Raw genomic sequence first — 14,293 nt, 5'->3', positions numbered from 1 at the left:
TGAAAAGACACAGAATCTATATTGAAATTTATATAAAAAGTCCGAAATGGAAAAATCTAGATTTCATAATCAAGGACAACTTTTAATCGGTATAATTTTTGTTATAGTTGTTGCTGGCTTAATAACCGGAGGGTTATATTTTTACCTTGCAAAACAAATGTCAGAACCGATAGAACCACCTGAGCCGATAAAATGCTTAGATCACAATGATTGCAAAGAAAATGAAGTCTGTGATAGTAATACTTGTCAAATAATAATATGTGATTATTGTAAATATGTCGAAAATCGCCAATGTAAAAATTATGAATGTTGTTCAGACGTAGATTGTGATGATAAGAACTCTGAAACCATTGATAAGTGTCTTAATCCTTTAACAAAAGATTCAAAGTGTGAATATGAGGTCATACAAAGATGTGATGATAATACAATTTATAGCGAATGCTCCTCAATAAAACCAATATATTGCGAGAATGGTAACCTAATTGACAAATGTAGCTCTTGCGGCTGTCCCGCTGGTCAGCAATGCCAAGCAGATGAAAGCTGTGTTACTCCTACCTTCTCAGTTTCTTTATCTGTCGATCCTTCGTCCGGCAATGCCCCTTTAGATATTGAGCTTACTGCCCAAGTTTCCGGAATAGATACTGGGCCAGCTAATTATATTTTTTATTGTGACCGTTCTGATGCGGGAACAGATGTTATGCCTGGTTATAATAATAGAATAGATTATGTTTTCACTAGCTCTTATACGGATGTCTGCAATTACCCATCAGAAGGAACCTACACTGCTAAGGTTATTGTGGAAAGAGGCGGATTGACCACCGAGGACAGGGTAACCATAAACGTTGCTACTCTTCAATGTACTTCTGGGTCTTGTTGCGATACTTCGACAAATACCTTTAGGCCTTCCACTTACCAATGTCAAAATAATGTTAATGTAGAATACGGTTGTCCTTGGGGAAGCGATCTTGGAGATGATGTTGGAATAAAATATCAAGATAGATACTGTTCTGGAATTTCAGCGAACTGCGACGGTTCCTTACAATGGGACGATTGGAGTGTTTATGATGATTGCACATCAAATGAGGCTTGCAGTGAAGGTGTCTGCACTGCCCTAATATGTGCAGACGGTACTTCCTACAACCAATGTTCAACTAATCAACCATTATATTGCCAAAATGGAATCTTAATAAATAATTGTAGTACTTGTGGCTGTTCCTCTGGCCAGCAATGCCAAGCAGATGAAAGCTGTATTACTCCTGCCTTTAGTCTCTCGGTCGGTCCAAATTCTGGCACAGTGACTGAAGGTGATTCAATCTCAACTACGGTCACTGTTGATTCTATGGGTGGTTTTGCTCAAACCGTTGATTTCTCTTTCGACCTTCCTCCAGGAACTACGGGTTCTTTAAGCCCAACTAGTTGTGAATCTCCCTGTTCCTCGACCATGACTATTAACGCCTTTGCTGATGGTATCCCTCTTGAGGGAACTTATGATATCACCGTCACTGGTGCTAGCGGAACATTAACTAAAACTGCTATTTACACTTTGGCCATTATTCACCCTTTCTTTTTTGACCTTTCGGTCAGTTCCGTTGCCCCTACCTCAGTAATTCAAGGTAACTCAGTTTCCGTCCCTATTGATATCACCTTAATTTCGGGCACTTCTGAATCTGTTGGCTTTTCTGCCTCGGCTGAGCCAATAATGGTTGACCTAACAGTGGATATCTCCTTTTCTCCAACCTCTTGCAATCCTACCTGTTCTTCAACAATGACCATTATGACCTCTCCTGACACTCCTGCTGGCACCTTTCCAATTACTGTTACTGCCCTGACCAGAACAGTAACTTATAATTTAACGGTAACAGAGGCGACCCTTTCACTTGTAGCAAATCCTGGTTTTGAAAGTGGCTCAGGAGGCATGCCTACTGGTTGGACAATAAACCAGTGGGGCGGAAACGGACCTTCTTCTTTTGAGTGGATTTCAGACGGATCTACTGTAAGAAGTGGGGTGGGTTCGGCTAAAATTACTTCATCAGTCCCCAACGATGCCATGTGGATACAGAATGTTTCAGTAGAGCCTTATAACTCTTATCTATTTAAGGGGTGGATAAAAACTGAAAATGTTGTTTTATCTGATACACCCGGCGGCTGGAGCACGGGAGCTAACCTTTCCGTTTATTTATCATTTAATCGTTCGCCAGGAATCTGGGGGACTCAAGACTGGATAGAAGAAAGCTTGTTTTTCTGTTCTATAGCATCAGACACTGTAACTGTTGCTGCTCGGATCGGATATAGTTGGTCGCTTGTCACGGGAACTGTCTTTTTTGATGATATGTCATTTGAAAAGCTTGACCCTCCTTTTGGGGGACAACATGTGGTTATATGCTTCTTGCCTGAGCACCGTTCATTACTAACAGACCCAAACAGTTGGCTTCAGAAACTTGACGACGCCTACCTTGCTCTTCATAATCTTACTGGACAGACTCCTTATAATGGTGACAAAATATTAATACAGGAAATTGTTAATTATGCCGGAGGTCTCATGATCGCAGGAAATCCAATTCTCTGGCTTGGAGATTATGTTCCTGATGCCCTTGAAGCAATCAATACTCAAAACGATTTAAGCTTCGGTCCGATTCATGAATTAAGCCATGATTTCGATCTTGACGCATTATCTCAACACTACGCGGGAGGTAGCCCCATAAACTCTGAACACTGGGCAAATTTTAAGTTAACTTATGTGGCTGATGTGCTTTCTAATACCTACCCTACCGCAACATTTTATCAAGGCCCTGTAGGCTATGTCCCTATCGGAGAATTTTCGTATCAATATTTTGTAGAAGGTTATGCACTCCCTTGGATAGATTCTAGCCGTACTGACTGGCAGAATATGTCGGGCGACGCTTATACGGGGCTTCTCTATTTATTAAAGGAAGACATTGGTTGGGAACCTTTTCGGCAAACTTTTCGGGATTTTGCGACTTTAACTGAATCTCCACCAGCAACCGATCTTGAAAAAGTAGAGCTTTTTGCTCATTTATTAAGCGGAAACGCGGGGGTGGATTTAACACCCCAGTTTGTAAGTTGGGGGTTCCCAATATCACCTCCATAATAAATCGATCTCCTTAAAATTTATTCTTTAGCGTCTGGATATAAACTTTCATATTGGATGGCTTTTTTGATTTAAATTGAAAAATCAAAAGTTATATTTTACAATAAATAGATTATGAAAAAATTTAGATTTTTAGATAAAAATAAAATCTCGGAACTGCCAAAAGGCCCCGGAGTTTATGCTTTTTCCGCCTCTGCTCCGACAAAGTCGGAGCTACGGCGGATCCGCCGAAGCTCGCTTGCAACAAGCGTAGGCGAAAAAAAAGATAGGGAATTTTTAAATATGAAGTATTCAAGGTCCTTGACGAAGTCAAGGTTCTTATTTCCGAACGAAGCAAAGAATCAAGGTTCTACTAAAGACAGATTCTTATACATTGGCAAGGCTTCAAATATCAGAAAAAGGGTAAAAAATCATTTTTCTAGGCCAGGATTCAAGAGTCCTCTTTTTATAAATAAAATCCGAAAGATTGGTTACTTGAAAACAGGCTCAGAAATTGAGGCTTTGATTTTAGAAGCCAAACTAATCAAAAAATATCAGCCAAAATATAATATTCTGTGGCGGGACGACAAAAACTATTTTTTTGTGGGAATAACTGGGGAATATTTCCCCCAAGTTTTCTTAACCCACCAACCCGCCAAAATCCCGCCCCTTTCCAAAAGAGGCGGGACTGGGCGGACAAGCCCAAAATCTATTTACATCGGGCCTTTTGTAGAGGGCTCTGCCCTTAAAATAACTTTAAGAATCCTCAGAAAAATTTTCCCCTATTACACCGTAAAACGGCACCCCGAAACTTTATGTCTTTGGTGTCAATTAAATCTCTGCCCCGGCCCCAACCCTGATTTAAAAAAGTATAAAAAAAATATTAAAAATCTAATCACTGTTTTGAAAGGAGGAAAACAGTTGGTTTTAAAAAAATTGCAAAAAGAAATGAAAAATGCTTCTGCCTTAAAAAACTTTGAAATAGCAGCCAGAATTAGAGACCAAATTAACGCCATAGAAAGAGTTTTTGCTCATACCCACCTAGTCCCGCTCTCTCTCCAGAGAGGGCGGGATTTGGGAGGACGCGCTAAAATCTTTAGGGAAAAGAAATTAATCTCGATAAGTTTAGAGAAAAACTGGCTAAAAATTCAAGAAGTTCTTCAAAATCTCCTTAAAATAAAGAAAAAAATATCTCGGATCGAAGCTTACGATATTTCTAATATTCAGGGTAAACTAGCCACCGGTTCAATGGTAACTTTTATTAATGGTCAACCCGATAAAAATTGTTATCGAAAATTTAAGATTAGAATTACAGACAAACCAAATGATATTGCGATGATAAAAGAAATCATTAAACGAAGATTAAAACACTCTGAGTGGGGCTTTCCAGATTTAATTCTAATTGACGGTGGCAAGGCCCAATTAAATGCTGTTCAATCAACGATTAGCAATCAACAATTAGCAATTCCTGTTATTGCTCTTGCGAAGAAAAAAAACGAGCTATTTGTAGAAAATCGGAAACCCAGCACCAGAGCCGAGCCCAGCACCAGAGCGAAGCTCGGTGCTGGACCAGTCCTGAACCGAAACAAAGTTTCTGGTTCGGGGCACGGGGCCGGACCAGTCCGAGACCTGAACAAAATTTCCCCTCGGCCTGAGGGCATTCGACCGAGCTCAGCCGAGGACCTCGGGACGAAGGCTGGTGTGGGGAAGCCGATTTTATTAAAAAGTCTTCCTCGAGAAATCTTTAATTTAATTTTGCAACTCCGCGACGAAGCCCACCGTTTTGCTCTTGCTTATCATAGAAAATTAAGAGAAATTGCGTTTGGCAATTCCCAGAGGAGGGATCGGGGGAAACGCATTGGTGTTTCCTCTCGTGGTGGAAAAACAGGTCGCTAAAGGCGACCGTTAGAAACCGAAGGTGTCTAAGGATCGGAGCGACGAAATTGACTTTAAACCTAAATTTTGATATATTTAAATAATGAGAGAGTTAATTTTACAGATTGTTTCCGGAATTTTAGGACTTTGGCTGGTCATTCAGTTTATTCCAAGGGTGGAATTTGTCGGAGAGAATAAATACCTCCTTTTAGCCGGACTAATTCTTGGGCTCTTAAATTTCTTTTTAAAACCGATTCTGAATTTTATAACTCTTCCGCTAAGGCTGTTGACTTTCGGGCTTTTTAGTTTAATTATTAATATGCTGATTATCTGGACAGTGGATCTTATTTTTTTTGAACTGACCATTCCGTTAATTATACCTCTTCTCTGGACAACCCTTGTTATTTGGGGGCTTGGGTTTGTTGTTTCAATTTTATTTCCTAAGCCTAAAAAATCTTTCTTAAAATAATCTTAAACTCAACATTATCTTAAATGAAAGAAATTCTACTCTTATTACAAATTATAGTTAGTATTTGTTTGGTTATTTTTATTTTACTCCAACAAAGAGGAACGGCTTTGGGTTCAATTTTCGGTAGCGGCGGAGGGGGAGGGGGAGAAGGAGCATTTTATGGCACCAGGAGAGGTATTCAGAAAAAACTTCTTTGGGTAACAATAATCACTGGAGCCCTCTTTATCATTCTGGCCCTTTCGAGGTTGATCCTTGCTTAAAGTTTAATAATATCAGTTTGTCAAAGAAAATTTTCTCTTTTTTTTAATTTGAATCTCAAAAATCTAAAAGCTACTTTAAAATTTTCAAAAGGACGAAAATTCCCAGCTTTTTTTCAATTAAAGCAATTTTTTAAAATTCTAAAAAGGAGAGAAAAGATAGCTTTCTTTCTTTTTTGTTTTTTGTTTATAGGGTCTGGTATTTTTCTCGGCTTAAGCTTCTATTTTCAAAATACTGAATTCCGGCCGACTTCGGGAGGAAGCTATAGTGAGGGATTAATTGGCCAACCAAGATTCATTAATCCAATTTATGCCCCGGCCAATGATGTTGATCGAGATTTAACTGAACTCATCTTCTCGGGTTTAATGAAATATAATTCTGACGGAGATATCGTACCGGATTTGGCCAAAGAATACCCTAACATTAAAGAAAACGGTAAAGTATATGAATTTGATCTGTTAGAAAATGTTTACTGGCATGATGGCGAGATCTTTTCAGCCGATGATGTAGTTTTTACAGTCAAAATAATCCAAGATCCAGATTATAACAGCAAACAACTGAGGGTTTCTTTATTCGGAGTAGAAGTAGAGAAAATAAATAACTTCAAGGTTAGATTTAAATTAAAGAACCCCTATGCTCCTTTTTTAGAAACCTTAACCTTTAAAATTTTACCAAAACACATCTGGCAAGATATCTCTTCTGAAAATTTCCCCTTGGCTATTTATAATTTTAAACCAATTGGAACAGGCCCTTTCAGGCTTAAAGACTTGAAAAAAAATGACAGAACGGGCTATATCACTTCCCTAACTCTTGTTAAGAATTCTAATTATTTTGGGAAAAAACCCTACCTAACAGAAATCTCGTTTCATTTTTTTGAAAATAAGCAGGACTCAATTAAAGCCCTTCAAAGAGGAGAAATTAAAGGCCTGGATTACGTTTCTCCAAAAAATCTTAAAACTATAAAAAGTGAAGGTTTTAAGGTTTATAATTTTTCTTTCCCTCGCTATTTTGATATTTCTTTCAATCCAGAGAAGTCTGAAATTTTGGCAGAAAAATCAGTAAGGAAGGCTTTGAACTATGGAATAAATAAAAAAGCTCTTCTGGAAGAAATTCTTTTGGGTTACGGTAAAATAGTAGAGTCTCCTTTTGTGCCGGGAATCTATAACATCTCGGCTCCCGATGGTTATCAGTTTGACTTAGAAAAAGGAAAAGAGATTTTACAACAAGCTGGCTGGCGGGACGAAGATGGGGACGGAAAAAGAGAGAAAATTATCCAAGAAGCAGTGGAAATTTTATTTAAGAAAGACCTTAAAAAAGGAAGCCAAGACGAAGATGTTAGAAATCTCCAAAGTTGTCTTAGTAAAGATCCGCAAGTTTATCCAGAAGGAGAAATAACTGGTTACTTTGGCGAAAAAACCCAAAAAGCGGTCATTAGGTTTCAAGAGAAATATTCTGAAGATATTTTAGAACCCTGGGGATTTGCACAAGGAACAGGAATTGTCAGTAAAACAACTCGAGCTAAATTAAATGAAGTTTGTGTCGATGCTCCCAAAAAAGTTTTGCCACTAAAAATCTCTTTAGTAACGATTGACCAAGAAGAACTCAGCCAAGCGGCTGATTTAATCAAAAAACAATGGGAGGCTCTGGGGGTACAATTGGAGGTTAAGAAAGTTTCTCTCTTAAGTCTGGAGCAAGATTTCTGGAACCCTCGAGATTACGAAAGTCTTCTTTTTGGAAAAATAATGGGTCTAATCCCAGATCCCTACCCTTTCTGGCATTCTACTCAAAAAAGAGAGCCAGGGTTAAATCTTTCCCTTTATGGCAACAAAGAGGCTGATAAACTTCTTGAAGAGGCTCGACAAATTTTGGATGAAAAAGAAAGATTAGAAAAATATCGCATTTTCCAAGATATTATAATTAAAGATGCTCCGGCTGTATTTTTATATTCTCCGGACTATCTCTATCTGGTTTCTGAAGAGATTAAAGGAATAAAAACAAAAATAGTGGCTGATCCCTCGAAAAGATTTATCGACATTGAAAATTGGTACATTAAAACTAAAAGGTCATGGAAATAAGAAAAAAACCAGAAATCCGTTTCTTAAACGACATGAAGAGAGTGGTCTACGATCAAGAATGGCTAAAAAAAACTGCCAATTTTGAGATTTATTATATGTATCGGGGCATTAAAACAAAAGGTGAATTAAGGTATGATATCACAGAAATAAAAACTAAAATGCTGGGAAAAGAATTCCCCAAAACAAAAGGACACGAACATCTTAAAACCTTTCAGGAAGTTTACAAAGTATTGAAAGGAAAAGCGATTTTTCTGTTTCAGAAATATAGAAATAAGACAATTGAAGATGTTTACGCTGTTAGAGCTAAAATCGGTGCTATTGTTATCGTTCCTCCTTATTATGGCCATATAACTATTAATGCTTCTAAAGAAGAATTAAAAATTGCTAACTGGATTTCTAAAAAATGTAAAAATTCTTATAATCTATTCGAAAAAAGGCAGGGAGCTTGTTATTACTATACAAGGTCTGGTTGGATAAAAAATAAAAATTACAAGAAAGTGCCGAAGTTACGATTTAAAAAATCTTTAAAGAAAATGCCAAAAAATTTGGATTTCCTTGCCCCGCACTAATTTCGCCGCGGAATGAATAATTAAATATAGAATTTTATTTTTAACATTCTGTAGCCCGCGTGTGGCGAACCCCATATAAATCCCTTCGGGATTATACGGGGCAGGTAGCCTCATCCTTCTCTTTTGGACGCTATGCCCCGTACTTTACGAGCGAAGCGAGGAATAGTTCGGGGAAGCGGGCTACCTTCAAAATCAGTTTGCGAAATTTAGTGCGGGGTCTGAAATAGACGGGCATGGCGGAATAAATAAACCTATTTTGTAGGGGCAGGTGGTGAAACTGGTAAACACGTACGGTTCAGGGTCGTATGCCGAAAGGCTTGAGGGTTCGACCCCCTCCCTGCCCATAATAGAAATAAAAGAGTGCAAATCTCCCGCACCAAAACTTCGTTCGGTGCAGGACCAATCCAGCACCGAGCCCCGAACCAGAACGAAGTTCGGGACAGCCCAAAACCGAGTTCTGCTCTGGTTCTGGGCTTCGCTTCAGTGCCGGATTCTTATCAGTATCATTTTAACTATGAAAAAAACATTTAAACAATCAAATCTTATAATAATCCCCCTGGGAGGATTAAGCGAGGTTGGCCGGAATATGATAGTTCTGGAATGGCAAGGAAAGATTTTAATTATTGATATGGGTTTTCGAATGCCAGAAGAAGATATGCCAGGAGTCGATTATATTATACCGAATATCTCTTATTTGAAAGGAAAAGAAAAAAATATTTTAGGGGTAGTGTTCACCCATGGTCACTACGATCATATCGGGGCGGTTCCTTATTTAATAGAAAAGTTGGGTTATCCGCCTCTTTTCGCCTCTCCTTTGGCACGAGGAATTATCTTGAAAAGACAACAAGATTTCCCGATTCGAAAAAAGCTGGAAATCCAAACTGTCAAAAACGGCTCAAGAATAAAACTTGGCCCTTTTGGGGTGGAATTTTTCCGCCAAAATCATAATATTCCCGACAACTTGGGTCTTTTTATCCAAACCCCTATTGGAAATCTTTTGCATACCTCTGATTTTAAATTTGACTCTACCCCAGTTAATGACTTGCCGACCGATTTTAGAAAATTACATAGATTGAGTTCTCGAAAAATCTTGCTTCTAATGTCTGATTCAACGGGGGCCGAGGAAAAAGGTCATTCTCTTTCTGAAAGTCTAATTTTAAAAAATTTAGATGAAATATTTAAAGAAGCAAAAGGCAGAATCATTGCTGCTACTTTTGCCTCTCTTATTAATAGAATCCAGCAAATAGTGTCTTTGTCTGAAAAATACGGAAGAAAAGTAGCGGTCGAGGGTTATTCAATGAAAACAAATATTGAGATCTCCCGAAACTTAGGTTATTTTAAAGCAAAAAAAGGAACTTTAATGAAGACTAAAGATTTAATAAAATGGCCTGATTCCAAAATAACCATTATCTGCACCGGAGCCCAGGGCGAAGGACAGGCAGTTTTGATGAGAATTGCCAACAAAGAACATCCCATCTTGCGCCTGAAAAAAGGAGATTCTGTTATCTTTTCTTCGTCGGTTATTCCCGGAAACGAGAGAACGGTCCAAATCTTAAAAGATGGACTTTATCGTCAAAAAGCCGAAGTCTTTCATTACCAAATGATGGATATCCATGCCGGCGGTCACGCCCAGCAAGAAGAATTAAAGCAAATGATCAGGATTATGAATCCAAGGTTCTTTTTTCCAGTTCATGGACAGTTATCTATGTTGATTGCTAACGCTAATCTAGCTAAATCTCAAGGAATTCCAGAAAGAAATATCATTCTAGCTGAAAATGGCCAGATTATTAACTTAAATCAGCAAATGGCTTTTATCACAAAAAAGACTGTCCCCTCAAATTATATTATGGTTGATGGTTTGGGTGTCGGAGACGTTGGAGAGGTAGTTCTTAGAGACCGCCAAACACTAGCTACAGATGGAATGTTTGTTATCGTCGCTGTAATTGATAGACAAACTGGCCAAGTTCGAGGTTCCCCAGACATAATCTCAAGAGGTTTTGTTTATTTAAGAGAGTCAAAAGAATTGTTAGCTGCTACGCGCAAAAAGGTTATTGCTATTGTCAATCAAACGGCTGGATCTGGAAAGGCTGTTAATTGGGTTTATGTAAAAGATGAAATCAGAAATAAAATCGGGCAATTCTTATACACAAAAACACAAAGACGCCCCATGATTCTTCCCGTTGTTATAGAGGTATAAACGCTTTGCTAAAATAAAAAACCAAAAATAAAAACAAACAAAACGTAAAAATTCTTCAGTTTTTACATATTTGTTTTTTATCTTTAATATTCAATTTTGACTGAGCCCGAGAGGGCGAAAAAACATGCGGGTATTTAGTGGCATTAGGCCAACCGGCGAACTTCATATCGGAAATTATTTAGGAGCAATAAAACAATGGATTGGACTCCAGGAAAAAGCAGAGTGTGTTTTTTGTATTGTTGATCTGCATGCTATGACTACGCCCTATAAGCCCGGAGAATTGCAAAAAAACATTCAAGATTTAGCTATTGTTTATTTAGCTGCGGGTCTCAATCCAGAAAAATGTATATTGTTCGTTCAGTCGGAAATAAAAGAACATACCGAGTTAGCTTGGCTGTTGGGAACAATTACACCTTTGGGAGAATTAAATAGAATAACCCAATTTAAAGAAAAGGCAAAAAAACACCCAGAATATATTAATGCTGGTCTCTTAAACTATCCCCTCTTAATGGCAGCTGATATTCTTCTTTATCAAACAGATTTAGTTCCGGTTGGTAAAGATCAAAAACAACACGTTGAACTAACCCGAGAAATTGCCCGTCGTTTCAATAATAAATTTGGGAAAGTTTTCAAAGAACCTGAATCGCTATTGCCAAAAATTGGAGAAAAAATTATGTCTTTGCAAAACCCCAAGAAAAAAATGTCCAAAACCGACGATCCTCGGGGATGCATCGGACTATTCAACACACCTGATGGAATTAAAAAGAAGGTGATGGCAGCAGTTACTGATCCCGGAAAAGTTATAAAATATGACCCCATCAAAAAACCAGGCATTTCTAATCTCCTAACTGTTTATCATCTTTTTAGTGAAAAACCGATTAAACAATTAGAAAAAGATTTCAAAAATAAAGGCTATGCAGAACTCAAAAAATCTTTGATAAGATTATTAGTGAATTCTTTAGAGCCTTTTAGAAGAAAAAGGCAAGAGCTTCTCTCTAGAGAAGTCTATGTAAAAGAAGTCCTTAACCAAGGATCAAAAAAAGCCCAAGCTTTAGCTGTCTCTACTATGGAAAATGTCAGAAAAAAAATGGGCTTTGTTTGAACCTATTTTGAAACTTTATTCTTCAAGCGCCTTGAGGTTTAAATTTATTTTTGAATTCCAGTTTATTTCCTCGTAACTATGGAGTAATTTGTTAATATAGTTTTTCAGATAATTATATCGATTTCCTGTTTTTGCTTCAAATTTGACTGTAAGATAGGGGGCATTTTGGGAATAACGAATGACAAACATTTCATTGGTGAAATCAAGCCTGATTCCATCGCCGGCTCGTTCATCATCAATAACTTTAGCCTCTGGAAAATCTTTTTTAAGCACCAGGCTAATTTTTTCCATCAGCGCGACCTTCTTTTCATCGGCGCAATATATTTTTATTTCTGGACTCGATATATATTTAGGAAGTGAATCAATGGCATTCGAGAGCGACTGATTAGTTTTTGCCAGATATTTTAGCAAACGCAAAGTTGAATAAAGTCCATCATCATGATTATAAAAATCAGCGGAAAAGAAGAAGTGTCCTGAAAGTTCTCCAATAAATGCTGCCTTAATTTCTTGATTTTTTTTCTTTAAAAATGAATGGCCAGTCCGCCACATAAAGGGCTTGCCGCCATGATTTAAAATTGTCTCCTCAACAACTTTTGAACAAAGCGTATTATACATTATCGTTGCTCCAGGGTAATCATTCAAAACATCAATCGCAAAAAGTGCCACCAGCACATCATTCCAGATAATATTTCCTTTGTCGTCAACTATTCCAATTCGATCACCATCAGCATCATATGAAAAACCGATATCTCCTTTTTCCTGCAACACTCGTTCTCTCAAGCGTTGGGCAACAGTAAGTCCAGTTGGATCTGGCGCGCCTAAAGGGAAAGAGGAATCTAGTTCGCAATTACTTTCTACTACCTTGCATCCTGTTCGTCTCAGTAAATCTGGGGCAATTACCCCGGCCGTTGAACAGCTTGGGTCAACAATAACTTTAAATTCTTTACTAATGGGTAATCTTTTTAGTAAGTCAGCAAAATATGCCTGGCGAATATCCTGTTTTTCGGCTTTACCCGGTGTATCAGCTTGCTTGTAATCTTCATTCTCAACTATTCGTCTTAACTCTTGAATACTCTCACTAACCAAAGTTTCAGAAAAATCAATAGCTAATTTAAAACCATTATATTCAGCCGGATTGTGCGAAGCAGTAACGTAAACCCCGCCTTTGCAATCTAAATAGTATTGTGACCAATAAAAAGTCCCGATAAGATTCATGCCTATATCGACTATATCAATACCAGCCCAATTTAAACCCTTAATGATGGCTTCGCTATATTGAGGACTTGTGGCTCTTGAATCATAACTTATCACTCCTTTTTTAATACCGCGCCGCTGCAAGAAAGCGCCATACGCTTTTCCGATGTGTTCAACGATTTCCGAATTTAAATCTTTATTAACTATACCCCGCAGATCATATCCACGAAATATATAAGGATTAATTTTCATGTTTTTTTTATTATAACACCCCGTCAGAAGTTTTGCGAGGATAAAATCATCAAAAAAAATGACAGAGAACTTCTAACGGGGTAACATAACTGTATGAGTTTTTCAGTAGGTATTGTTGGATTACCAAATGTTGGCAAGTCAACTCTATTTAAGGCCTTAACTAAAAAACAGGTTGATATTGCCTCTTACCCTTTCACCACCATAGATCCTAATGTGGGAGTAGTGGCTGTTCCCGATGAAAGATTAAAAAAAATTGCCGAAGTAATAAAACCAGAAAAAATTACTCCTACCATTATTGACTTTATTGATATTGCGGGTTTAGTCAGGGGGGCTCATAAGGGAGAGGGGTTGGGTAATCAATTCCTTTCACATATCAGAAACTGCGACTTAATTCTAGAAGTGGTCAGAGATTTTAAAGGAGAAGAAGTTGAGCATGTTGAAGGAGAAATTAATCCTCAAGAAGACATAGAAACAATCGGGACTGAACTTCTAATGAAAGATTTAGAAACTGTAGAAAACTTATTAAAAAAGATAGAAAAAGACCTTAAATTTGGGGACAAAAAAATTTTAAAAAGAGGGGAACTATTCCGGAGAATCCAGCAACCCCTTTCTCAAGGAAAATTAATTTCAACTCTTTCCCTGTCAAAAGAAGAGAAAAAAGAAATCGGAGAATTCCAGTTTCTAACCTTAAAACCAATTGTCTATATCTTAAATATTGACGAAAATTATAAAGAAAAAAGCATTCAAAATTTATTACCTCACTTAGCGATTGATTTAAAAACCGAGGAAGAAATTTCTGAATTATCAGAATCAGAAGCCAAAGAATTAGAGCTGAAATCCGGAGTTGACCAGTTAATCCTTACCTGTTACAATACCCTTGAGTTAATTACTTTCTACACGGTAGCTGGCGGAAAAGAAGTTCGAGCTTGGACGCTGAAAAAGGGAGATACGGTTTTGAAAGCGGCAGAACTTGTTCATTCTGATTTTGCCAAGAAATTTATCCGAGCCGAAGTTGCTGAATGGAAAGTGCTGTTCAAAATAAAGTCATGGCAAAAAGCCAAAGAATTGGGACAAATAAAAACGGCCGGAAAAGATTATCTTGTTCAAGACAAAGATGTAATAGAATTCAAAATATAACCACTAATAGAATCACGAATTAAAATCACTAATTATCACCGATAAATCAAATCATTAGCGAATATCAGTGAAAAAAT

At 37.6% G+C, this 14,293-nt stretch carries 10 protein-coding genes and 1 tRNA gene; 10 read left to right on the top strand and 1 reads right to left on the bottom strand.

Annotated features, from left to right (window positions below; all coding sequences use genetic code 11):
* Positions 1–46: 46 nt before the first annotated feature.
* The 9 genes from ENH66_03900 (at position 47) to trpS (ending at position 11,633) form a co-directional block, all read left to right on the top strand.
* Positions 47–3,109, top strand: coding sequence for a hypothetical protein (locus tag ENH66_03900; protein ID HDZ54808.1), 3,063 nt, complete (start codon positions 47–49; stop codon positions 3,107–3,109).
* A 114-nt stretch (positions 3,110–3,223) separates the two neighbouring features.
* Positions 3,224–4,984, top strand: coding sequence for a hypothetical protein (locus ENH66_03895; protein ID HDZ54807.1), 1,761 nt, complete (start codon positions 3,224–3,226; stop codon positions 4,982–4,984).
* 82 nt (positions 4,985–5,066) lie between these two features.
* The gene (locus ENH66_03890) at positions 5,067–5,432 is read left to right on the top strand and encodes a hypothetical protein (protein ID HDZ54806.1); all 366 of its coding nucleotides are present in this window, start codon (positions 5,067–5,069) and stop codon (positions 5,430–5,432) included.
* Positions 5,433–5,455: 23 nt separating this feature from the next.
* Positions 5,456–5,692 carry a preprotein translocase subunit SecG gene (secG, locus tag ENH66_03885; protein ID HDZ54805.1) on the top strand — a complete coding sequence of 79 codons (237 nt, stop codon included), beginning with the start codon at positions 5,456–5,458 and terminating at the stop codon, positions 5,690–5,692.
* A 48-nt stretch (positions 5,693–5,740) separates the two neighbouring features.
* On the top strand, positions 5,741–7,765 hold the full coding sequence (locus ENH66_03880) for a hypothetical protein (GenBank protein HDZ54804.1): 2,025 nt from the start codon (positions 5,741–5,743) through the stop codon (positions 7,763–7,765).
* On the top strand, positions 7,756–8,334 hold the full coding sequence (locus ENH66_03875) for a glucose-6-phosphate isomerase (GenBank protein HDZ54803.1): 579 nt from the start codon (positions 7,756–7,758) through the stop codon (positions 8,332–8,334). The genes ENH66_03880 and ENH66_03875 overlap by 10 nt, the downstream gene beginning before the upstream one ends.
* Before the next feature lie 262 nt (positions 8,335–8,596).
* Positions 8,597–8,678: transfer RNA gene (locus ENH66_03870), tRNA-Leu, on the top strand.
* A 170-nt stretch (positions 8,679–8,848) separates the two neighbouring features.
* Positions 8,849–10,531: a ribonuclease J gene (locus tag ENH66_03865; GenBank protein HDZ54802.1), complete on the top strand. Its 1,683-nt coding sequence runs from the start codon at positions 8,849–8,851 to the stop codon at positions 10,529–10,531.
* A gap of 124 nt (positions 10,532–10,655) precedes the next feature.
* Positions 10,656–11,633, top strand: coding sequence for a tryptophan--tRNA ligase (trpS, locus tag ENH66_03860; protein ID HDZ54801.1), 978 nt, complete (start codon positions 10,656–10,658; stop codon positions 11,631–11,633).
* A gap of 15 nt (positions 11,634–11,648) precedes the next feature.
* On the opposite strand, the gene ENH66_03855 is transcribed toward trpS, so the two are convergent.
* Positions 11,649–13,079 (bottom strand): phosphomannomutase/phosphoglucomutase, encoded by a 1,431-nt coding sequence (locus ENH66_03855; protein ID HDZ54800.1) that lies wholly within the window; start codon positions 13,077–13,079, stop codon positions 11,649–11,651.
* A gap of 93 nt (positions 13,080–13,172) precedes the next feature.
* Here ENH66_03855 and ychF point away from each other — a divergent pair, with 93 nt between their 5' ends.
* A complete protein-coding gene (gene ychF / locus ENH66_03850; protein HDZ54799.1) occupies positions 13,173–14,216 on the top strand; it encodes a redox-regulated ATPase YchF in 1,044 nt (347 codons plus the stop codon).
* Positions 14,217–14,293: the final 77 nt, after the last annotated feature.

It is taken from the genome of Candidatus Nealsonbacteria bacterium, from assembly GCA_011050465.1.
Classification (GTDB): Bacteria; Patescibacteriota; Minisyncoccia; order Minisyncoccales; family RBG-13-36-15; genus RBG-13-36-15.
Note: the sequence above shows the minus strand (reverse complement) of the source record. Positions and strands in the feature narration are given on the sequence as shown.